The organism is Chryseobacterium sp. FW101-FHT12H09, from assembly GCF_058790395.1.
Map to the genome: position 1 here is coordinate 43,588 of NZ_JBYTCP010000001.1, position 24,261 is coordinate 67,848.

Consider the following 24,261-nt stretch of genomic DNA (forward strand, 5'->3'; position numbering starts at 1 on the left):
GTTATTTATCATATTCTACTGAAAACCCAACCATAGAAGTTGGTAAAGGAGATCCACTGTTTGCGCTTACAACGACATAACCATCTGGAGTAATTGTTACCCTCCAGTTTCCACTATTGATATATTTTACACTTGAAGGTCTACATCCTGCTCCGATATATCCAACTGAAACACCTCCACCTGTATATGACATACCAGATGGTGGATTTGCACTATAGGTAAGAATCATAGAAATATGATTGACAGCTGTTTCCTGTATGGAACTATAGTTTACATTTGCATAATAATTTGGGGTGAAACCACATGATACGAAACCACATGGCCCCTCGGTATTAGCAACTGTTTGACCATTCATATTAACATCATTCTGTGCTTTTTGATCAGCATCCGCCTGATTTATATATGAATAATACTTTCCTGCAGGTACATAGTAGTAATACTGTCCACCAACTGATCTGGGAGCAGTACACGTAGAGCTATTTCTATAAAAATAGTCACCCTTATCTACATTAAAATATTTAGTAAGAACATTATTAAGATTATAACTATATTCCTTGATAATATTATTATCTCTATCCAATACTTTTTCTAAACGATTGTTCGTATCATAAACAAAAATTTCTTTTGCGCCTGAAGGCTGGATAGTATTCTTAACTCCGATAAGGGGATCATAAGTATATGTTGTAACCTGAAAATCTTTAAGTTCAGTTTTATTTTTAAAGGCGTCCAAAGCGTTGACAAAAGTTGCTTCTGATGAAGAATCTATATCAAGATCAGATTTCTTAACAATATCTAAATCTACATATGATCCAACATTATTAGGATCTAAATTAAATGCCTGCATGACTTGCTGATAAGATGCCCCATAAATTTTTGCTATGGGCAAACTGTGTTTATATCCCCAGATTATTGTCTCATATAGGTTTCCGCTGTATTTTTTTTCAATAACATTTCCATTAACACCTATCTTAGTGACCTCCTCGGAGCTATAAAAGTTGGTTCCGTCAAGGCTATTTTCCTCTTTAGTCCCAAGAATAACATTTTGATTCGTCGCAGACACTGCTGGGAATGTAAACTGATTATAAACATTCCTGTTCTTAACAATTCCTCCTTTGTCAGTTGTTAACGTTGATTCTTGAAGTTCATTTAATCTATTTTGATCCCTTAACGCGTTACCTATTAGTGTGTTAAACTCATACGCATACTTAAATTCCGTTTTGGTTATGTCATTTGCTATTTGTTCCTTTAACTCAGAAACTTTTCTTTCGTTATTATAAGTATATTCCTTTGTTTTTTGTACTATACCATTATTATAAAATGATTTCGTCACAATAATCTTCGGATCATAATTGAAAGAATAATATTTCTCAATCCCACCATAAACTCCTATATCTAAACTTGAAGAATTCGCCACACTGCGGTAACCTCCTAAGCGCATCCTATTTAATTGACTCCATTTAAGCTTATAAGCATATTCTGTAGATTCTACAATATTATTATTGTTATCAAAAATTTCCTGTTTTATCAATTTGCCATTGACTCTGCTCATATCAGCCTCAGGCAATAATAGAGGAGTTGAAGTGACATCCATCTTATACGTTGCATCCAGATGGTCACAATTTCCTGCAACACATCTTAATAAATAAGTATCGCTTTTATTTGAATTATAAACAAAATCTCCAATATTAACAGTACTGTTATTAACTGTGTCAAATAATGAATATCTATTGATTGTATATCCATTAGAATTATTAGAACTTCTTTTAGAACTTTTGATAATCTTATATAAGATAGTGCCTTCAGCAAAATGGTTAGCAGATTTTTTAATATTATTTCTATCATACCCCCCCAAGCCGTTCTTTCCTTTCATAATTGTTGCAAATACAGGTAAGGAATCAATATATCCTATACCGTCTGAGTTTTCTCCATATGAATAATCTGTAAAACTGCTAGTATTTCCGTCATTTACTTCTACTGTTTTTACTCTTGCACCTGGTCCTTCTCTTTTTATTCCATAGTAAGTAAAGTAATTCGAATCATATTGATAAGCTGTATATCCCCCTTGATGTTTTACCTTGTTGAGAAGACCTACAGAGAGATCACCAATAACAGGGGTTTTGTCATCATTTAAAGTTGAAGTCTCACTTCCTGTATAGGTGCTTCTTTTATAAAATGAGACGTAATTATGATCTACATTGTTCAATCCACTATCATAATAATAGTAGATTAGGGGACGTGTTGTAGGCGTCACCCCATTAACAGGATTATTTCTGTAGTATCCCCAAAGATCTATTTTAAATGACTGTTTGTGAGGTAATATTTGAGGATTGTTATATTCAAATTCATATTTATCTTTTACCTTATCTTCTGTCACATTCAAGAATAAAATGTTTTTTAAAAAAAGTCTTCTATACACTGCAAGCTGGGAGTCTGACAATGTTAAACCATTACTGTCATTTGATAAAATATAATTACTATCAAAGGCAACAGTTCCCTTTTTAACATTACCATAAAAAGACGATATAGAATTTAATCTAGGAACATTTGTAAAATTAGGATTATCAAAATTGAGCAAATCTTTTCTGACTTCTGCATAATTAAATTTTAGAGATGAAGTTTCAGTGCTTATACTGGTTACTACTGGAGTTTCATTGATATAAGCTGAATAGCCATAGACATCAGAATAATATTCTTCATCATATGTATTTACTTGCAGGGATAATATTTTTTTGTGCTCATAATTATATATTATTTTTTCTCCATATTTGTTTTCTATTTTCGACAAATACCACGACACTGGCACTCTATCATAATAATATTGAAAAGATGAATTATTTGGATCACACTGTGGAAGATTTCCGAAATTAGGATTAAAAGTTGTCAATCCTTTTAGAGGAAAGTTTTGGACAGAAATTTTCCCATTTATAATGTTTTCAGTGTCTTGTTTTACTGTTTCAAAACTGTCAAAAGTAAAACGAACATTTTGTTCATCAATTAATGTAAACTTCTTGAAAAATGAATAATTATCTACTTCATATTCAATTTTATAATTTTCATTAGAATTTAGTTTTATATTTCCATCCAAATCGAAATAAAAATTAAATGGCTCTTTACCTGGAATAACAGCTGTAAACAAATCACTTTGTTTATCTATTAATCCTAAATTTGAATAATCATTATAATAAAATTTAGGTGATATAGAACCAGTATAATCCGGAGCGGGATTTGGTGTATTAAAGAATTTTTCTACATTAGATTTTACTAAAGGTAAGTTGTATAAAAGGCCAATTTGATCTTTTTGGGAGTAGTTGTAGCATAATGGATAAGCGGCTCCATTATCAAAAAAGCCATAGTAAACACTTCTGTAAACTTTTATCTTCTTTTCATCTGCCTGATCGTAAATCTCACGAGTTATAATTCCTTTATAACTTAGATCCCAATTCTGTCCAATTTCACCGCTTTCAAAATTAACTTTAACACCCTTTGAATCGTAATTAGCACTAATATCTAGATTGTAATCTTTTATTTCAAGTTTTGCAATAGGCACATTAATACTAGCACGTCCTTCATTCTCATGAATATTGCTCATTTCTAAAGCACTATTTGTAAATGGGCTCGTTTGAGATTTTGCGTAAGTAAAGTTTAATAAAATGGCCAGCAAGCCTAATTTAAAATATTCTTTCTTCATTATTTCTTTATAAGTTTTGCATTAGCTGTTTTATTTGTATCCGTTTTGATTACAATAAGATAAGCGCCCTGAATGAGCGATTGAGTATTTATCTTTGTCACGTTATTCTTTGTTTTAATACTCTGTAATTGTCTTCCTCCCATGTCATAGAGTGTAATATCAGCTTCCTTGAATTCAAACCCAATCTCCACATACGTATAGTCTGACACTGGATTTGGATAAATTTTAATATCCTGTTTTACAATTAATCCTTCAATTTGTTTGTCTCCAAGCTTTACGATCTTCCAGTTTTCCTTTCCGAGTTCCTCTGCACTGGTTCCTGCCAGAATAATTGAACCATCTCTATTGAGCTTAATATCAGACAGTCTTTCTTCCTTCTTCCTGGATTCTCCTTTTACATATTTTCTCCATTGTTCATCACCTTTTTCATTAAGATAAAGTATCCAGAACGTTTCATCGTATGTCTCAATTCGCCCTTCTGCCTGGGTATACCCGCCCAACAAAATTCCCGTAGAAATCTTATCATCGGAAGAATGTAGAACACTCATTCCCATTAAAACATCTCTGTTTTTAAAGTTGTAAGATTTCTGCCAGATTTCTTCTCCTTTTTCATTTAAAGAAAGTAACCATAAATCCGTCCCTTCTTCAATCCCTACAGATTTGTTCCCTGATCTCTCCGATCTGGATTCACCGCCTATTAAATAACCAGTTGATGTCAAAGAAAGTGTTCTTAAATGATCATCTCCCTTTCCTCCAAAGCTTTTTTCCCACTCAACTTTGCTGTCTTTGTTCAGTTTAATAATCCAGTAATCTCCTTCTCCATAATTCTCTGATTTCTTTGAGCCTGCCACATTGCTTCTTGAATAAGCTCCTAATAAAGCTCCTCCGTCTTTCGTTGGAATCATTTTCTCTACTTCATCCAAGCCTTTACCTCCTAAAACAAGTTGTGATAATTCATTACCGTTTTTGTCAAGTCTTACGATTAAAATATCCTTTAATCCATATCCCTTTGTAGAGTTCTGAATGTTTCCGGCTACGAAAAAGCCTAGATCGGTTGTTTGAATGATGGCTCTCGCTTCTTCATCAGAATCTGTTCCAATGGTCTTCTGCCACAGTTCATCACCAAATTCATTGATCCTGATCAGCCAAATGTCAGATCCTCCTTTAGAATCTTCCTTTTTATCCAGGGCATTTCCTGAATAAGTGGTGCCTGAAATCAGAAAACCACCTTCCTGTGTAGCTACTGTAGAAGATAAATAGTCATGATTCTGCCCGGCAAAGAATTTTTCCCAAACTTCTTCCCCTTGCTGGTTGAGTTTAATCACATGGAAATCATAGCCGTTGTTTTGGTTGTTTCCTATTGTTTGTTGTTTATTGCTTTGGATTGAGCTTCCGGAGATTAGGTATTGCTGATCGATTGTTGTAGTGACCTGAGAAAGAAAATCCTGTGTTGAAGATTTAATATCTTTTTGCCATACAACATTCTGAGCAGATACTACAAAATAATTGCATAAGAAAAGTGCACTTATATAGAGTTTTCGCATTAGTTATTAGTTTTTAAAATAGGGCTCGAAATTAATATATTTTGACAACTGGCGAAACATCTATAACACCAAAACAAACATGACATTTATCATATTATATCATTTTGAGACAAAAATAAAATCGTATCTAGAATTTATAGAATAAAGAAATTAAACAATGCGTTATCTTGAGAAAATATGAAGTTTAGATTTTTTATGTCCCACTTTATTTAATTTTGGCGACGATATATTGTACCAATTATAAATAATTAATTATTTTTTCATATTTGATTAAAACTTTTCATTATATTGGTTATTGTAAAAAACTAATAACCAAAAACTTATGAAAAATCATGTACTACTAAAAAGTCTAGTCTTTTTAGGATTCCTACTTATTCTCAATTGTTGTCAAAATGATGATTTTGACAAGGAGTTTCTCCCGCATTCTGAAAATGGCAATTCCATATCTTTTAAGGAGTTCAAAAGCGAAACTGGGATAACGGATTTTCAAACATTATTTAAAACAAAGAACAAAGCTATTAACAGGCTTTTGAATGGAGCAGGCTCCGTAGGTGACTTTATACTCGATACACATGCAGTGGAAAAACGTACTGGAAGAAATGGAATAGTTTCATATTCTTTTTTTGCGTACCCTATTAATCATGAGATCGCAGGAGAAAACGAAATTTTTAATGTAGTCTATTTCAAACTAAATAATGAATGGCAAACAAAAATTATTTCTCTGGAAAAAATAGTAAAAAATGGTAAGATTGGAGATTATATCAATGTCAGAGAAATTTTTAATAGTTCAGCAAGGAATGCTGTATGTTGGGGAACAATGTACTCTTTCCATTGCACAAAGACTGGACCTTGCGTAGGAGGCGTTTGCGATGCATGTAACTTGTGTATTTCTTCAAGTGTATTTCCCATTTCATGCGGTGAAGCTGAGCCCGAAAATCCTGGCACAGGTACAGGTACTGACCCTGAAATTGGCATAAACCCAGGCGGCGGTGGTCTATCAGTTACAAAATTTATGAATGCACTACAATTGGATCAAGAACAATCTGGATGGCTAAATGTTAATCCTTTTTTTAAAGCACGGCTTATTGAAAGCTATATCGGTGTAGATACTGTAGAGGCTGTAGCAGGCATCAGGGATGAGTTTAAAGCAAAACTCCAATATATGATGAATAATTATTACATGTGCCAGGATATAATGGCATACGTGATAAACCAACAATATATTGAGAGTGCTCAAAAATTTGCATGGAAGTTAGTAAATCTAGGTTTTGAACATCAAAGTACAATTGGTATTAACAATAACTTAGATATTAATAATTCTGTACATTTCAATAATGTTAATGATTTCAATGGCTTTATTAGTAATATGAATAATCTTGATGCTGGCAGTTTTAGCTTTGAGGACGCTAACAACACTAGAACAGCGAGATTATCATTTGATCTCGGAGCGCTAGCATATCTCAATGTTCAAATAAAACAACAAATGCCAGCAGCTGACCATCAGATTTTAGGGGTAACTTCTAGTATTTCTGGATTAACATTAGCTACTGAATGGCAACAAAATGACGATTTCGATACCACCACAACAGGAAATATTGTTGAAGTTACTTTTACAGGAACATTACATATGAATTGTTTTATAGAAGGAGTTGGAATATTCTATTCTGATTTATTAACGATAAAAGTCAAAATAGACAAAAATACCGGGAAAGCTGTTTCTGGAAAAATGTATGGATTGGACTAATGGAAAAAATAAAAGCCTATTGTGATCCGCTTCACATATACTGTCCTTAACCTGACAGGATAAAAAATCAAAACAACAACAAAATAACTGTTTATCAATAATATACCTCTCTACCATCTATATTTTATGCCCATGATTTTATATTTTTGTTCTATCTTAGTTTTTTTATGGTACACAAATAGGATTTATTTATCCACAAAAGAAATTTCCCATTTATGAACTTACCTCTTGAAATAGAAGATTGGTATATAAAAGAAGTTATTTACAATACTTCTTTAGAAAACCTTCCAGGAGAGAAATGGAAGTCGATCGAAAATTTCGAGAACTATGCGGTTTCCAGCTATGGGCGGGTGAAAAGTCTTGAGCATTGGATTACATCACTAAACGGTAGGAAATGGAAAGCACCTGAACGTATGATGAAGTTACAATTCATTAAATTTTTCAATAAATATCCTGATGATCAGTTTTATAATGTCATCTGTGTACTATCATCAAAAGGGAAAAAAACCAGAAAATCCGTCCCCCGGTTGGTTTATTATTATTTTGTTGAAAAATTTGATCTAAATGACAGTCACTTTATTATTTCATTTAAAGACGATAATAGATTTAATTTAAACGCTAAGAATTTAGAGAAGCTCTCCTTTAATAAGACGCGTTTTAAAGAATCCCACAAGGACAGCGCTAAAAACGATAAAACCTATTATAAGAGACCTGTGAACCAGTACACAACAGAAGGTGATCTGGTAACTACATTTGAAAACATTGACGCAGCAAGCAATACCCTTGGTATTGGTCGCAGAAATATTCAAGCAGTAGTAAACAAAGAGCGCTTGACTGCAGGAGGATTCCGATGGTTCTTTAAAGATTATAGCCCTAAAAAAGAAGATTTTAAAATTTCTAAAGAAAATAAATCAATTACAAGTAAAGTGTTTAACAAGCCTCTTTGGGAAAAGCTGGGCAAACCTCCAATTGATGAGAACAACCCTCCCGCATGCATGAACCTGTCACTTGATAACCTCCCTGATGAACATTGGAAACCGATACCTGGCCTTGAAAACGGGTATGTCATTTCAAACAAAGGAAGGGTAAAACGCCTTAGTGGCTGGACGACAAGCAAAAATAAAAGTTTTTGGAAAGAACAAATTATGTCCCTTAATATAAGAATTAAGGCTGGTAGAAATAAACCTTATTTTTATATTCGTATAAATCACAAAGAGCATATGACAATGCTAATGATTTCAAGGTTACTTTATTACTGTTTTGTTGAAAAATTTGACATGAATGATAAAAATCTCATCATAATTAATCAAAGTGAACCGTTGTGGAATCTCGATATCACAAAACTCAGATTACGCCCGAGAATTTCAGGGTCTAAAGAAAAAGAAAACATATAATATGGAAGCCTCCTGGAAGACCTGTATCTCTGAAGTGATCTTGAACTAATCGTAAGTATCTGCAACAAATTCTGATTATCAAGCAAGTACTCTCAATCGGTTTCTGTACCCCAGTTTTAGTAAAAATCCATCCACAGAAAATACCATAAAGAAATTAAACTGGGTAATATTTTCTATAACTGGATAGAATATATATTTGAAAGTAAAATTATTCTCTAAAAAATATAGAATCATCAAATAGTGAAACAAAAATACATCGGATAATTATTTAAAGCTATCTCTATAGTTATTACAAAAATTTAAGAATTAATTCTTTGAATTTAAATTAGATTATTCATAACAGATGCAAGAACAGTGATAGCTAACCACTAATACCTGTTAATATGAGCATACTTATTGAACAAAAAACCCACGTACAAAATTGTACGTGGGTTTGTATGTATTGCTGATTTTTTATAATAGTAAAAATCTCTTTTGATTTACTGTCTGGAAATTTCAATCTTTTAGAAACCTAAAGCTCCACAACCAGAAGCTAATGCTGCAGCAATGCCCCATCCCCCTAATATAACTGCATTAGCACCAGGCACTCCTAAACCTGCAGCTCCGGCAACACCAATTGCTGTAAAATATTGGGCGGAACCACTTACATCCCCGATTAATGCCCCTCTCCAACTCATTATTTGCATCGGCGGATCCTGTCCAAATGTACTATCAAAAAATCCATCACCTCCTAATGTAGTAGGGGCCCAAAGTTTTGCAGAGCTTTTAGCTACTTTTACCGTGCCTAAGACAACGTCTAAATCATCACAACTCAGATTTGCTTGAGCTTCCTGCTCTATTAAGCTTAACTTGTCATTAAAAGCATCTAAATTATTTATATTATCTGTTTCATTCAGAATCCTAACTATATACGGATATGATTCTTTTTGTGAGATAGGATTATTACTCCATTGTCTTAAATCATATTTATAAGTAGAAAGCTGTTCATTAACACTTAAAACTTTGCTTTTAAATTCGTCTTCCGACATATTGAATACAGATGTATCTATTCCCATATTCTGGAAATTATTCAAGATTTTGCTCCTTGCAACAGTAGGATTAGAAAAATCAACACCATTATACAGGCTAATAACATATTGATTGTGTAATTCTCCAAGATCAGCAGCAGTAAAATCAACCGTCTTACAAGTTTTACCCGACATAGCACTTGGTTGCTGATTTTCCAATCCAGCATTACTATCGCTGTTAGTACAGCCTATTAAAGATGTGATGGCTAACGCCATGCTTGATACAATTGCAATAAGTTTTGTTTTCATTTTTTAATATTTTTTATTGGTTTAATAAAATTATATAATCACTTTTTTTGCCCATTGATCTTTTGAAAATAATTAATCCAACTTTTTTGAAACTTTAGTTAAATCATTTTTTTCAAAGATCATTTTTTTTAAAAAAAATCGTTATAATAAACTAGTAAGTGTTCACATTTCTTAGATAAGTGTAATTATTTTTAAAATAAGTGTAATCCAAGAGTTTGGAAATTTATTTCAAAAACACAAAAGTATGTAATGGATTATACACCTGGAGAATGCCGCTCTTAACTAATTCATATGAAAAAGCGTTAAAATTTCCAATTTGCCTTGTGCTCAAAATAAATAACATGAAGAAAACAATATCAATACTACCCCCAATAACAGATTCAGCATTCGGTATCTCACTGCCATAAGCCTATGCTGAAGGAGTAAGTAATGGTTATTTTATCTGATTGGTAGAGAAATATTAGATTTAAGAGGATTTCTAATGACAAAATTCCATAGGATTCTTTATCTTTAAGGATGATTCCTGAAGAACTTTTAAAAAAATATAATGGCAAGATAGAACAATATGACAGTGGAGATTTTGTATATGAAGAAAATACAGTGTGTCAGAACTACTTTCAGATAATATCAGGAAAAATCAAGCTTAACAACTACAGTGAAGATGGCAAAGAGTTTATCCAGAATATCTTTGAAGCGCCCCAATGTTTTGGTGAGGTTTTGCTTTTTGTAAACGAACGATATCCTTCAAATGCTATTACTTTAACCGATACTGTGATTATAAAACTTTCCGTTCAAAAATTCTTTAAATTATTGAATGACCATCCGGAATATGCAGTAGAAATTAACAAAAATCTTTCAAAGAGGCTATATTATAAAATGATCATGTCCCAGTATCTATTTTCTAAAGACCCTAATATAAGACTCACAGTTTTAATGGATTATTTTAAGAACAGCAATCATATAAAAGAAAATTCGGAGGATGGATATCTGATTCCCTTAACACGTCAGCAAATGGCCAATCTTACCGGTTTAAGGGTAGAAACTGTTATTCGGACCATTAAATTAATGGAGAAGAACAATCTGCTTAAAATAAAAAAACGGCAAATCTACTATTAAATAAAACAATCGTTTGTGATCGAGATCATAATTGAAAAATTGGACTTCAGTGTAACTTTAAGAGAGATAAAAAAGCTGATCTCTTTAAAATTCATACGATGGACAAACTTCTCAATGAGCCTGGGTTACAAATCACAATTATTCTATTTTCATTACCTGTAATTTTTGCACTCATCCTTATTTTAATAAGGGTTAATAGGATGATTTCTGATACTTTAAAAAAGAATGAGCTTAAAAAAATCTACGAGAAGCTGAGCCACCTTCAACCTGGGGAAATTTCAGCATTGGAAGAACGAAAAAAGGAACTTGAATTTCAACTTTCAGGAAATGAACTCTCGTCTAATAAGATCGTAAAAGATCCACGGGGATTAGTAGATCAGGCAAATGAAATACACGATATCCGTTTTCTCCAGACCAAAAGAGAAGAAGGAAGAAATATTGAAATTCCAGAAGCAGAAAAAAAATTAATATTATGGTTTTTAGGATGTAGTGTATTTTGGCTTTTTATGGGAACTACCGTTGGTGAATATCTGGGAATTAAATTCGTGGCCCCCGATGCTGACCATGTCAGTTGGCTGAGTTTTGGACGTCTGAGGCCAGTACATACCAATATGGTTTTCTGGGGCTGGGCATCGATGGCCATGATGGGATTTTCCTATTATGTTGTTCCCAGAGTTGGAAATACTAAAATCTTCAATCTCAAAATAGGATACCTTACCTTGATATTAATGAATTCCGCCGTATTTCTAGGTAGTCTCTGTTTAATGGCAGGGATCAATAACAGTGGTGGGGAATACAGAGAATACATTTGGCCGGTTATGATACTTTTTGCTGTAGGAATTATAATTAGTATTTACAATCATATTAGTACTATAGCATTCCGGAAAACGGAAGAAATTTATGTTTCTAACTGGTATGTCGTTTCTGCCATGATGTTTGTGGTTGTTATTTTAGTGGTCGCTTATCTTCCTTTCTGGCAGGATGGTCTAGGTGAAACAATTACCCAGGGATATTTTATGCATCAGGGAGTTGGGATGTGGTTTATGTTCTTCAACCTGGGGCTCATGTATTATTTCCTACCCCAAGAACTTAACAGTCCGGTGTATTCATACAGTCTGAGTATACTTGCGTTTTGGACGCAGATTTTATTTTATACGTTGATTGGGACTCATCATTTTATCTTCAGTGCTATTCCATGGTGGATGCAGACCATCGCTATTGTTGCCAGCGTCGGAATGGTAATTCCGGTTGCAGCAGGAAGCGTCAATTTTATGATGACCATCCGTGGCTCATGGCATCGCCTTAAACTTAGTTATGTACTTCCATTTTACGTGGTTTCCATCATATTCTATTTTACAGGCTCCATGCAAGGAACAGCAGAGGCTTTTAGGGCAACCAATTTATTATGGCATTTTACCGATTTTACTGTAGCTCATTCACATTTGACAATGTATGGAATCATCACCTTTATGTTATGGTCTTTCACCTACACCTTAGTTCCGCGGCTTACCTCCTATGATCCCCCAAGCATTACCGTAGGATTACATTTCTGGATGGCTTTAATCGGAGTACTGGTCTATACGGTCTCTTTAATGATAGGCTCTACGGAAAAAGGAATGCTTTGGATGGAAAAAAAACCTTTTATCGAAGGAGTTATAAAGATGTTTCCTTTTTGGCTTTGGAGAGCAATTGGCGGAACAATGATGTGGATTTCACATATAGTCTATGCCTATAACTTTTACAGAATGATAAAACCGAGAAAGGAAATAAAACTTCCTCAATCACCTATAGAGCTTTTAGAAATCCTTCACACAAAACAAGCAAGATCATAATGGATTTTTTCAGCGACCATAAAAAATTATTTTCATCGGCATTGGTATTTTTCCTTTTCCTAACCTTGATTATCTGCATTTTACCAGCACTTAACAATCAGAAAGCATACCAACCACTGCCGGGAAGCAAAGCCCTTTCAGAAGAGGAAAGACATGGAAAAGAAATCTATATCCGTGAAGGATGTGTGGCCTGCCATACACAACAGGTAAGAAATGTTGATATGGATCAGGTTTTTGGAAGCAGGCCAAGTTTGGCCATCGATTATGTACGAAATAAAAGGTTAAATCTTTTTCAGAATACCGCCACCTTAATGGGAACTGAAAGGACCGGACCCGATCTTACGAGTATTGGAACCAGGCAGCCAAGTAAAGAATGGCAATATTCACATCTGTTCAATCCAAGATCAGTTGTTCCTGAATCCATAATGCCCTCTTATAAATGGTTGTTTATGATAAAAGAAAGACTTGACACCGGAGACGTGGAAGTAAATGTTCTGGAGAAATTTAAAGCCGGAATTAAAGGGAAAATTATTCCTTCAAAAGATGCTCAGGATTTAGTTGCTTATTTATTGAGTTTAAAACAAACTGAACTTCCTAAAAGTCTTCCTGCAAGAGAATTTTTATATAAAATAGAGAAAAAAACGGAAGGTAAAGCCAGCGGAGATAACCTTCCTGACGGAAGTTCGTTGTTTACGGCAAATTGTGCAACCTGTCATCAGGCCAATGGAGAAGGTCTGCCTGGAGCTTTTCCACCTTTAAAGGGAAGTCCCGTTGTTTTAGGTGATAATTTGGAATTATACGTCACCATTATTATGAAGGGATACGATCCGCGTCCGGAATTTGCAACAATGCCTGCTGTTGGCGATAACGCGAGATTTTCTCCGGAAGACGTGGCTGCTCTAATCAATCACGAACGGACAAGCTGGGGAAATACCGGTAAGAAAGTAACGGCTGAGGAAGTAAAAGCAATCATGAATAAAATAAAATAATATGAAAAAGATAAAATTTGGAATACCTGTTTTTTTATTTTGGGCAGGATATGTTCATGCCTGTGATGCCTGTAAACTTCAGCAACCCAAAATTACACAGGATTTTACTCATGGAACTGGTCCGGAGTCAAACTGGGACTGGTGTATTGTCGTAGGTATTACTGTAATAACACTTATTACTTTGCTTTATTCTTTCAGATTCCTTATTAAACCGGGGGAAAAGAACAGAAAACATATCAAAAATACAATATTGGATTTTTAAAACTTCGAAGAATGTCAAAACACAATGCCATTGTCCTTTTATTTATGGATGAGGAAGCGAATCCAATTGCCGAACTTCAGACTCCTGTCGTTTTTAACCTTGATACTACAAAATTAACAGATGGAGAACATACTCTGAAAATTGTAAGCAAATTTGATCAGAAAGAAGGACTAAAGATCATCCGTTTTACAGTTCGTAATGGTCCCATTATTCATATAGAAGGACTTTCCGATAATGAAACGGTGAATGGGACTTTACCATTAATGCTCAATGCCTATGATACAGGAAGAAACCAGAGCTTCATTATCAAAGGAAGTGAAAATCCCAGAACGATCCCAATTTGGGTTTGGGTAATCGCTTTGGTTTTTGTAGCCTGGGCAGCTTTTTATATAGTAACGAACTTTCGTCTTTGAATTAGTTTATTATTAGTTTATTTTTTTTAAATCTTGTCAGGATAGCCTTCCTGACGAGGTTTTTGTAAGATATCTAGATTTATGAAGAATCCTACCCCCAGACAGCCGTCATATTCTGGAGGACCAGAACTTAAGAAAGAAATCACAGAAACAATTTTCTAGAATATCATAAAAATAAGGACACCATCGTGTTGATTTATGCTGCGAAAAATAAAAAGTATTGCTACCCCTTGATTAAAAAATATTTAGAAGATTTGACCTAGTCAGATAGAATATCATGTACTATTTTTTTGACTGCACTTCTCCAACACTTAATTTTGTAAAAATTGAATTCATATAGGTAATGAAAAGGAAAAAAATACAAAGACATCATTATTTCAGGTTAGTTTTAGTTTCAGTCTTAATAAGCATCTGCGCATCTCTTCTGGGATATTCGTTAAAATTCATAACTGAACGTTTTCAAAAACTCATATTCTATTTTGTAGAAAGAGAGAATTCTATATTATTTATTTTTCTTCCGACAATTGGAATTACAGCTATATATTTTTTAAGAAAATATCTTTTCCTAAACAGAAAAAATAAAGGAATCACCGAAATTTATAAAACCGTTGATCAAAGAAAAGACCATTTACCACTTTTTAAAATTCCATCACATTATTTTAATGGATTTCTGACAGTCATCTTTGGTGGTTCCACTGGAATTGAGGTCTCCACTGTCGTTGCAACGGCAACCCTTGGAAATGCAGTGTATGAAAAACAATTTTCCGCTAACATTTATAAACTAGAACTTATTTGCGCAGGAGTTGTAGCAGGAGTGGCCATCTTGTTTGGAAGCCCGATTGCAGGCTGGCTTTTTGCGATGGAAGTAATTGCAAGGAAATTTAATAAAACTCTTTTTATAAGTTGCACTGCATCAGCTGTAATTTCGGGAGTTTTTTTGCATTTTGTAAAGAGTGAACCATTACTTCCTTTCGAGATTACCGGATGGAAATGGAATGCCCTACCTTTTTTTATACTGTTAAGCTTGTTAGGTGGTATTTTATCTGTGTATTTTACATTTTTAGTGATCAAAATTAAAGACTTTTTTTCAGGTATTTCCAATAACTTTTACAGGGTAAATCTTGGAGCTCTAATCGTAGGAGGTATGATATTTTGTTTTCCTTTTTTATATGGAGACAGTTATCATTCGCTCTCGGAAATTCTTAATCATCCTCAAAGTTACTCCTTTATTTTCCTTCTTTTTCTAATTCTCTTAAAACCCTTGGCTTCTTCATTAACCCTTGGCGCAGGGGGAGATGGTGGTGTCTTTGCACCAAGTATTGTTGCCGGTGCTTTTCTTGGGTTTACATTTGCACTTTTCTGTAATACCTTTTTGGGAACTTCTTTAATTTACCTCAATTTTGTTTTAGTCGGAGCTGCTGCTACTTTATCGGCATCTATTTATGCTCCCTTTACAGCACTTTTTCTAGTCTGTAATCTTGCTCCCAATGGTTACATTTTGTTCTTTCCTATTTTAATAGGATGCCTGATATCAAAAAATTTCGCTAAAAGGATATTACCTTATAATGTGTATACTTATAATTTATAAAAATGTTTTTCCTTTATAGAAAGTCAGCCTTTAGTACCTCAACCATAACCATTAATTAGCAAGCAACTTCTTATTTTCCATTGGCATCACCTTTTTTCATTCTCTAACTGTTAATTCTTCAATTTGTAAAGGCCTCCAAATTCATGCACCATAACTGCTTTCATTTTTTTTGGATCGTCATTTCAATAATTAATTGTTATAATGAGATGATCTTACTAAATGATCACATCGAGAGAAATTAACCTGCAAATTGAGATATTTTTTTATCCTCTACCCTTACTCCCATTCCATTCAAAGAAAAAAACACCAAAATAGTAGTCAAAAAAAGCCAATACCTTCCATCAAATACCTTCTGTAACGAAATTGTAACAAAGACTGCTAAATTCGATGTTAGATACATATTTAACATCATGAAAAAATTAGAAAACCCAGGGGATATAGATTTAATTCCCAACTCAAGAAAAAATAACAACTCTTTTATAAAAATCGATAAACAAGGGGATTTTTTTTCCAATTTCTTTTTCAATTTTTTCAGTCAGCTTAAGGATCCTACGTCATTTATTATGTTCGATGTTTCTTCTAAAGATGCTAAGAGTTTTCACATACAAAATCTGGATAAACTTAACAGTACATTCTAAACAACCAATCAAAATATAAAAACGATGAGTGCAACTACCCCATCTTCAGAAAAGGAATACCTATATTCCACTGATCAGATTGACTGGAATACCATGTCAAAATTCGGTTTAAACCAGGAAAAATTAGAGAAACTAAATGCACTAGATCCCCTATTACGGGGATTTAAAACCAATGGTCTTGTCCCCATTACAATGAATTTGGGAACTGCTGTAAGCAAAATGGACGTCCGTCTTTCATTGCAGACCAATGACACCGGAGATGTTGTTATTAACCTTCATAGTATCAGAAAAGAACCTAGCTTCAATTATCCGTTTCTCGGACATGAGTTTACCCAAGAAGACAAGAAAAACCTTATGGAAACAGGAAACATGGGCAGGATTGTTGATCTTGTCAATCCTAAAACCGATGAGATCATCCCTTCTGTCATAAGCAGAGACCGGCTCACCAATGAGCTTATTGCCTACCGGTCCGAAAATATTAAAATTCCTGATGAGATAAAAGGAGTACCACTGGATGCTGTACAGAAACAAACGCTCATGGAGGGTAAACCCCTTTATATAGAGGGAATGCTTTCCAAAAAGGGCGAGCTATTCAATGCATCGGTCCAATTTAATGCTGATAAGAAATATGTAGAATTCTTATTTGACAGAGGGATGAGCAACCAACAATCTCATGGCAATCATGCAATCGCAGACCAATCTGCCGAAATCCCCAGAACATTCAGGGGAAAGGAACTGAATGACGAACAGTATGATCAATTCAAAGCCGGTCAAACTATTTACATTGATGGTCTGATTGATAAAAAAGATCAGAAATACCAAGGCTACATCACATTCAATAGAGACACAGGTAAGATTGATTTTTCTTTCAAAAACCCTAACAATCTCGGAGAACAGGCAAAACCTACTGAAGCCCATGCAACCCAGGTGGCCATCAACTCCGAGGGTAAAACCAATGAGGCCACTAAAAACATCAAGGAGCCCCTACAATCTGCTCAGCAGACACCTAAAGACAAAAAACAACAAGAGAAACAGCAAAAGCCTAAAACACCTGCTAAGCCAAGATCACGTAAAATATAAGCTATGAAAGTCATCATTGCAGAAAAGCCGAGTGCTGCACAGGAAATAGCCAGCGTATTGGGCCCGTTTCAAAAAAAAGAAGGCTATCTGGAAGGCAATACCTACTGTGTGACCTGGGCTTTTGAACATTGGATAGATCTGGGAATGCCACATAATGAAGATATTTCAGGATTTGAAACAAATTCTCTTCCTGTACTTCCGGAGCCATATTTACGGGCTACCGGCAAGCTTAAGAAAGAGAACAGCCTTGCTCTTGGTATAGCCGCATTAAAACAACTGAGCATAATTCAGCAGCTTTTTAATCAGTGTGAGGGCATTATCGTGGCTACCCATGCAGACAGAAAGGGGGAACTTATTTTCAGGTCCGTCAACCAATACCTGAAATGTACAAAACCCTTTGAAAGGCTTTGGATCAGTTCCCTTACTGAAAAATCGATTAAACAGGGCTTTGAAAACCTGAAGCCTGGAAAAGATTTTCACGGATTATATAAAGCATCTCAATGCAGTCACTACGCAGACTGGCTCATAGACATCAATTCAACGCAAGCATTACACACAGTCACACATAAAAATATTTATTTGCCGGGAAGAGTACAGACTCCCGTACTGGCTATGATATGTAAGCGTTACTTCGAAAACAGGGATTTCTCGGTACAGAAATGCTGGCAGATAGAACTTCTGCACACCAAAGATTTCATTGAATTTAAAAGCCGTTCACAAACCACGCTGAATAATAAAAAAAAGGCAGAAGACCTTTTGAGATCCATTGAGAGAAATGGCAATACCCTAAGTGTTGCATCCATTACTCATAAAAATATAACAGAACATCCCCCTTTATTATTTGATCTGACAGGTTTGCAAAAAGAAGCCAATCAAAAACTGAATCTTTCAGCTGAAGAGACCCTGAATATAGCACAAAGTTTGTATGAAAAGAAATTCATCACATATCCTAAAACAAAGAACAAATATATTCCTGAAGATATGTGGACTGAGATCCCCAACCTCATCAGGCTATTGGAGAGTAAGGATCATTTCGGGCAGATTATCCGCACAATGAAATGGGGGTATTTTAATAAACATATTGTCCGTCATCCAATGTTTACTGATCATCCTGGACTTCTTATTACTGAAAAGATCCCTTCGGCATTATCTTCAGAGCAGAATGCTGTTTATGATATGATTGCCTTTCGATTATTAGAATCTGTTTCTGAGGCATGCATCAGGCAGATTACCGAAGTTTCATTGCATGCTTTGCATTACGATTTTATAGCCAAAGGCTGTAAGATCGTGAATACGGGCTGGCGCTTGATCAAAGGCCAGTTTTCCGACGAAACAAGGACAATAGAGGATCTTCCATCTTTAAAAGAAGGTGATGAACTTAAGATCAAGGTGACTGCTATCCTGGAGGAAAAAGCCAAGCCACCTGAACTTTACACGGAAGCCACACTTCTTTCCGCTATGGAAACAGCAGGAAAACGAGCCGAAGATGGTGAGGAAAAGAAAATCCCACAAAATATTGGGATCGGCACTCCTGCAACAAGAGCTGGCATTATTGAAACATTATGTAACCTGGATTACATTAGACGGGAAAATAAGTCACTGATTCCCACTGAAAAAGGATTGCAGATCTATGAACTCGTTAGAGACAAAAAAATTGCAGATGCGGCAATGATGGCTAAATGGGAGCTGACCATGCAGAAAATAGAAAACAACGAAACAGATTCCCTCAGTTTTCAAAAAGAAATTGAGGCTTACGCAGCATCTATTACCCAAGAATTGCTTCAAGTAAAGCTCAGGCAGATGAACTTACCACTGATAATCTGTCCTAAATGCCAATCCCATCCATTAACCATTCTGGACAAAATCATCCAATGTACGGGTGGCGCTTGCAGATGGCTGATGCTTCGCAATATTTGCGGAATTTCAATGGATCCAAATGATATTGAAAGCTTATTTGCAAAGGGAAAAACCTATTTGATAAAAGGAATGAAAAGCAAATCAGGAAAGAAATTTGATGCCCATCTGGTATTAAATGAAGATCATACGATTTCTTTTGAATTTGAAAACAATAAGAAATAATCCCGGCAAATATTCCGTATTTCAATAATCATTTAAAGGAATGAGACGATCCATGATCAGCCTCATTCTTATTGTTGCCGGTTATTCATGCTGCAGTAAATACCGTAAATCCGGATCATTCTTTATACGCTCCATCTCAGTTTCAATAATCTGAACAATATCATTCCTAACCTGCATATAATTGCCCTGAATTTCCTGCGTCATCATATCCTCTCCCATTTCATTTTTAAAAGACATGATCTCAGGTATTTTCTGATAGTTTTTAGTTTCAGCAGTAACTTTTTCATTATCGACTACAATTTCGGCATGAAAAATCTTCTGCCCGATACGTTGATCAAAATTATCAGAAACAGCCCCTACAAAAATTCCCTGAGTCAATGCAGATATCTTGGAAGCCGGTATCAGACTATCGAGCTGAGTAGAAATCGAGGTCGATTTATCATTTCTGTTAACGGTCATACTTTGCCTCTTCTGCAATACTTTACCAAATCTTTCTGATAAGCCTTTAGCAGTCTCTCCCACTACCTGGCCGCTAAAGATATTACCCACCGTATTTTGGATCACCTTGCTTTCTTTATCTCCATAATCCCTGGTCAATTGTGAAAAATCCTGAAACCCCAAACATACCGCTACCTTATTACTCCTTGCCGTAGCGATAAGGTTATCCAATCCTCTGAAATAAATAGTAGGCAGCTCATCTATGATCACAGAGCTTTTCAGCTGCCCTTTTTTATTAATCAGCTTTACAATGCGGGAATTGTATAAGCCCAATGCCGCCGAATAGATATTCTGCCTGTCCGGATTGTTTCCTACACAAAGTATTTTAGGTTCTTTGGGGTTATTAATATCCAATGAAAAATCATCCCCTGTCATGACCCAGTATAAACTGGGAGAAATCATCCTTGACAAAGGGATCTTAGCAGATGCAATCTGTCCCTGGAGCTGATCCTGCGCTCCCCCCTGCCATGCATCCATGAAGGGGGAAAGATAATTTTCCAGGTCTGGATAAGATGTCAGAATGGTAAAAACCTGGGAGTACTTTTTATTGAGCAATTCAATGGCATGGGGAAATGTACAGTACTTTCCATTCTCATAGATCTTCAAGAACCAAATGATGGCTGCTAAAAGAATAATGGGTGATTCTACAAAAAAGTCGCCCTGTTTTTGTATCCAGCTGCGGTTAAGGTTGAGCATGATGGTATAAGCAGCTTCATAGGCATCCGAAATGTCGGTCATAAAGTCCGGATTGAGAGGATTACATCGGTGGCTTTTTCTGGGATCATCAAAATTGATGACATAAAATTGTGGTTTTATCTTGTATTTATGCTGGTTCTTCAATAAATGGTTATAAGCTATAGTGGAGAGGTCATCGAATTTAAAATCATAGATATACATTGAAAAGCCTTTTTCAATTTGCTGCTTAATATAATTGTTCACTATTGCGTATGATTTGCCTGATCCTGGTGTTCCCAGTACAATGGTCGCCCTGAACGGGTTTACAATATTGATCCAGCCTTTGTTCCATTTCCCTTTGTAATAAAACTTTGTAGGAAGATTGATGGAGTACTCGTTTTGCATCAGTTTGGTTTCCTGCATAAAACTTTCATTTTCATTATTGAAAACATCATCCATAAGGTTATTTTTCAATAAACGGCTCATCCATGTACCGGCAATCATCAAGCAAATGTATCCCAAAAAAAAGGCAAGTATATAAAGGTATTCTCCGATCAGAGTTGATAAGCCTAACAAAGCAGTGTTTAGGAAAAACAGGATAAACCCGATTCCCAGTGCTACGTTGATTCTATACCAGGTGATCTTCTCCGTTTTCACCCCTTTGGTACCCAGGCAGCTCAATGCAAGCAACACGAGGACAAGTACTTTGGTATGCATCGGATGGTAAAATAATCCTGCGGTCCTATTGAAATTGCGCAGTATCTTATTAATTATTTCCAAAGTCCACCCCCTTTCCAGAAAAAAGGCATAACAATACCAATATAGGTGCATAAGCACGATCAGAATACTTACAGCTCGCATAAATGCCATGATCTTAGCCAGGCCTCTTAAGTCATCTTCTCCCTGCATTTGAATATTTTAATGTTCTGTCTTCAATTTAGATGCTGTCACAGGCTTTTTTAAAAAGTGGCAGCTACCGGCTTTTTATGGCTGTATTTGGCAGCGTATCCATCCTATATTTAATCACTGGCAATCCATAAGCTTTACAGAGAATGTTTAAATTTGTTTGTTTAAGAAAAAATACGATGACACCCATCCAATCAAAATACACCGAACTCCTTGACAATATAGGATCAACCATCGAGATAGCCAGGCAAAATGCGGTCAGAGCAGTCAATACTGAACTTGTGAAAGCCAATTGGGAAATTGGCAGGCATATTGTCGAATTTGAGCAACATGGACAAGAAAGAGCTGAATACGGAAGTAATCTATTATCAACACTTTCCAAAGACCTTAAAAAGCTTTATGGCAAAGGATTTGGCAGGCGGAATATCCTTGATATGCGCCGGTTTTACCTTACGTATCAAAAATGGCAGGCAGTGCCTGCCAAATTAAGCTGGACCCATATGGTCACTTTACTCGGCGTTTCAGATGATACGGCAAGAAAGTTTTACGAAAAACAAACCGTATTGGAAAACTGGGGCTACAGGGAGCTTGACCGGCAGATTAATTCTTCCCTGTTTGAACGCCTTGCCTTGAGCAAAGATAAAAAAGGTGTGTTACAGCTTGCAGAAAAAGGACATCTCATTACCCATTCCACAGAGGCTATAAAAGACCCTTACATTCTTGATTTCCTTCAATTACCTCAAAGTCATCAGGTAACAGAAAAGGCTTTGGAGCAGAAAATCATCGATAACCTGCAAATGTTCCTTCTGGAGCTGGGCAAAGGTTTTGCTTTTGTGGGAAGACAATATAAAATATCACTGAGAAACAGACATTTCTATATTGACCTTGTTTTTTACCATCGTATTCTAAAATGCTTTGTATTGATTGATTTAAAAATAAAGCAGGTGGAGCATAACGATATCGGTCAGATGAATCTTTACCTGAATTACTTCAAATCAGAGGAAAACGTCGAAGATGATAATGAACCCATCGGTATCATCCTCTCCGCAGAAAAAGACGAGGTACTTGTAGAATATGCTACCGGTGGAATTTCAAACAAGATCTTTGTTTCTAAATACCAGCTTTATTTACCCGATAAAAAAGAACTGCAAAACAAAGTGAAGGCCATACTGGACAAAGAAGGATAAAGGAGAACAGCTGAAATATCTATTGCCTTCTATCGCTTCCGTTTCCTTTTGTTTTTCATTCGATGGGCAAAGTCCTCTTCCTGATGGTCTTCTTCATTTTCGAAAGCCAATAGCCCCCCTATTCCTTCAAGCAGATGGTCATCAAACGGGTCAGGGACTTGTCCGGCACTTAAAAAGGCAAACAAAGAATGGGGGTCTTCCGGGGTTATAAAATCCTTATCCGTTAAAGAGTTCACCCATGATTTTTGTTTTTTATCAGGTTGGAATCTGTCCATCCATCGCTCATTAAAAGAGTTCGCAGAAAAAGATTTTCCTAAGCTTGAGCCGTTCCAGACTATTCTTGAATGATGATCAATAAAAGTGATCCCGTATACGCGTCCTGTCTCATTCCTGCGAACTACAGTACTGATGCCTTGACTGGCTACAAGCTTTTTAAAGTCTCTTTCATTATCCACAAACCTTACAGCATGATCTATAACCGTTTTGATATCCTCTATAGCCTTAGCATTTGTTGACAATTCTTTACATTTTATAAAGTACATCTCCAAAGTATCAAGACCTGCATTTTTACCCAGTAGAGATGCTTTAAAAGGATTCCCTACCCTTTCACCATGCTGATTCAGCGGAAAATATAATAGACCACGCTTTATCTCGCTATTCATTTCACCCTCTACTTTTTCAACCGTAATATGAAACAAGGAAAGCAGCGCATTATATTCCCCCCATGTTTTAAATTGGTAATATTCCGGCAAATGCCTTACAACAGAGGCAATCTGTCTTTTAATATTTCCAGTCCGGTAATCCACAGGATTAAAAATCATTTCATTTTTCAGGGAATCCTTTTCTGTTGCAGATAACAAACCATATTTCTTTTCCAATTCCCTGCATATATTCATTGACCTTTTTTTTTCGAACCTATCTGAAATTTTTCTCCCATCTTCATCCACGCAAACTGATACGATATGAATATGGGTGCGATCAATATCAGTATGTTTAAATACAACAAAGGGCTGTTTTTCATAGTTCATTTCCCGCATATAGTCTTGAGCCATCTCTATGAAGCATTCATCATCAACCTCATTTTTCGGATTAGGATTGAGGGATATGTGTAACGTATGCTTTTCGGTATTCCGGTTTGCAACAAGATAAGGCTCAAACGATTTGGACAATTGCGAAACAGTATACCTGCCACTTGGCGTTTCAATTACCTTATTTGTCAACAGAATTTCTCCTTTACCCTTCTCAATTTTAGCCACATTATATGCCAAGGCTCCATATAAATTACTTCCCCTGCCAATTTTTGCTATCATTT

17 protein-coding genes and 1 pseudogene are annotated in these 24,261 nt (G+C 35.4%); 12 read left to right on the forward strand and 6 right to left on the reverse strand.

All coding sequences use genetic code 11. From position 1 onward, the window contains the following. Position 1: 1 nt before the first annotated feature. Together AC3WRL_RS00180 and AC3WRL_RS00185 are read right to left on the reverse strand one after the other, a co-directional pair. Positions 2 to 3,688, reverse strand: coding sequence for a DUF5977 domain-containing protein (locus AC3WRL_RS00180; RefSeq protein ID WP_492329436.1), 3,687 nt, complete (start codon positions 3,686 to 3,688; stop codon positions 2 to 4). After that, positions 3,688 to 5,232, reverse strand: coding sequence for a T9SS type A sorting domain-containing protein (locus AC3WRL_RS00185; RefSeq protein WP_492329437.1), 1,545 nt, complete (start codon positions 5,230 to 5,232; stop codon positions 3,688 to 3,690). The genes AC3WRL_RS00180 and AC3WRL_RS00185 overlap by 1 nt, the downstream gene beginning before the upstream one ends. 322 nt (positions 5,233 to 5,554) lie before the next feature. Here AC3WRL_RS00185 and AC3WRL_RS00190 point away from each other — a divergent pair, with 322 nt between their 5' ends. Both AC3WRL_RS00190 and AC3WRL_RS00195 read left to right on the forward strand, forming a co-directional pair. Further along, complete coding sequence (locus AC3WRL_RS00190; protein WP_492329438.1) at positions 5,555 to 6,976, forward strand: hypothetical protein; 1,422 nt, start codon at positions 5,555 to 5,557, stop codon at positions 6,974 to 6,976. A 215-nt stretch (positions 6,977 to 7,191) separates the two neighbouring features. After that, positions 7,192 to 8,370 carry an NUMOD4 domain-containing protein gene (locus tag AC3WRL_RS00195; RefSeq protein WP_492329439.1) on the forward strand — a complete coding sequence of 393 codons (1,179 nt, stop codon included), beginning with the start codon at positions 7,192 to 7,194 and terminating at the stop codon, positions 8,368 to 8,370. Here the strand turns inward: AC3WRL_RS00195 and AC3WRL_RS00200 are convergent. Together AC3WRL_RS00200 and AC3WRL_RS00205 are read right to left on the reverse strand one after the other, a co-directional pair. Continuing rightward, positions 8,358 to 8,462, reverse strand: a pseudogene (locus AC3WRL_RS00200) (helix-turn-helix domain-containing protein); the annotation flags it as partial. The gene AC3WRL_RS00195 and the pseudogene AC3WRL_RS00200 sit on opposite strands and share 13 nt — an antisense overlap. Positions 8,463 to 8,873: 411 nt before the next feature. Next, a complete protein-coding gene (locus AC3WRL_RS00205; RefSeq protein WP_492329440.1) occupies positions 8,874 to 9,686 on the reverse strand; it encodes a hypothetical protein in 813 nt (270 codons plus the stop codon). A 516-nt stretch (positions 9,687 to 10,202) separates the two neighbouring features. Here AC3WRL_RS00205 and AC3WRL_RS00210 point away from each other — a divergent pair. The 9 genes from AC3WRL_RS00210 (at position 10,203) to AC3WRL_RS00250 (ending at position 19,683) form a co-directional block, all read left to right on the forward strand. After that, positions 10,203 to 10,802 carry a Crp/Fnr family transcriptional regulator gene (locus AC3WRL_RS00210; protein WP_492329441.1) on the forward strand — a complete coding sequence of 200 codons (600 nt, stop codon included), beginning with the start codon at positions 10,203 to 10,205 and terminating at the stop codon, positions 10,800 to 10,802. A 98-nt stretch (positions 10,803 to 10,900) separates the two neighbouring features. Continuing rightward, positions 10,901 to 12,634: a cbb3-type cytochrome c oxidase subunit I gene (locus AC3WRL_RS00215; RefSeq protein ID WP_492329442.1), complete on the forward strand. Its 1,734-nt coding sequence runs from the start codon at positions 10,901 to 10,903 to the stop codon at positions 12,632 to 12,634. Then, positions 12,634 to 13,623, forward strand: a complete 990-nt coding sequence (locus tag AC3WRL_RS00220) for a cytochrome c (protein ID WP_492329443.1) — start codon at positions 12,634 to 12,636, stop codon at positions 13,621 to 13,623. The genes AC3WRL_RS00215 and AC3WRL_RS00220 overlap by 1 nt, the downstream gene beginning before the upstream one ends. A gap of 1 nt (position 13,624) precedes the next feature. Continuing rightward, positions 13,625 to 13,885, forward strand: coding sequence for a hypothetical protein (locus AC3WRL_RS00225; protein ID WP_492329444.1), 261 nt, complete (start codon positions 13,625 to 13,627; stop codon positions 13,883 to 13,885). Between the two features lie 11 nt (positions 13,886 to 13,896). Next, complete coding sequence (locus AC3WRL_RS00230) at positions 13,897 to 14,298, forward strand: cytochrome C (RefSeq protein ID WP_492329445.1); 402 nt, start codon at positions 13,897 to 13,899, stop codon at positions 14,296 to 14,298. Between the two features lie 343 nt (positions 14,299 to 14,641). After that, positions 14,642 to 15,886, forward strand: coding sequence for a chloride channel protein (locus tag AC3WRL_RS00235; RefSeq protein ID WP_492329446.1), 1,245 nt, complete (start codon positions 14,642 to 14,644; stop codon positions 15,884 to 15,886). A 410-nt stretch (positions 15,887 to 16,296) separates the two neighbouring features. Further along, positions 16,297 to 16,524 (forward strand): hypothetical protein, encoded by a 228-nt coding sequence (locus tag AC3WRL_RS00240; protein ID WP_492329447.1) that lies wholly within the window; start codon positions 16,297 to 16,299, stop codon positions 16,522 to 16,524. A gap of 24 nt (positions 16,525 to 16,548) precedes the next feature. Further along, complete coding sequence (locus AC3WRL_RS00245) at positions 16,549 to 17,604, forward strand: DUF3945 domain-containing protein (protein WP_492329448.1); 1,056 nt, start codon at positions 16,549 to 16,551, stop codon at positions 17,602 to 17,604. A gap of 3 nt (positions 17,605 to 17,607) precedes the next feature. Then, positions 17,608 to 19,683: a type IA DNA topoisomerase gene (locus AC3WRL_RS00250; protein WP_492329449.1), complete on the forward strand. Its 2,076-nt coding sequence runs from the start codon at positions 17,608 to 17,610 to the stop codon at positions 19,681 to 19,683. Positions 19,684 to 19,764: 81 nt separating this feature from the next. On the opposite strand, the gene mobC is transcribed toward AC3WRL_RS00250, so the two are convergent. Next, on the reverse strand, positions 19,765 to 21,765 hold the full coding sequence (mobC, locus tag AC3WRL_RS00255) for a conjugal transfer protein MobC (protein WP_492329450.1): 2,001 nt from the start codon (positions 21,763 to 21,765) through the stop codon (positions 19,765 to 19,767). 176 nt (positions 21,766 to 21,941) lie between these two features. On the opposite strand from mobC, the gene AC3WRL_RS00260 reads away from it, so the two are divergent. Beyond that, positions 21,942 to 22,949 (forward strand): PDDEXK nuclease domain-containing protein, encoded by a 1,008-nt coding sequence (locus AC3WRL_RS00260; protein ID WP_492329451.1) that lies wholly within the window; start codon positions 21,942 to 21,944, stop codon positions 22,947 to 22,949. Positions 22,950 to 22,978: 29 nt separating this feature from the next. On the opposite strand, the gene mobB is transcribed toward AC3WRL_RS00260, so the two are convergent. Next, a complete protein-coding gene (mobB, locus tag AC3WRL_RS00265) occupies positions 22,979 to 24,259 on the reverse strand; it encodes a conjugal transfer protein MobB (RefSeq protein ID WP_492329452.1) in 1,281 nt (426 codons plus the stop codon). Between the last annotated feature and the right edge of the window lie 2 nt (positions 24,260 to 24,261).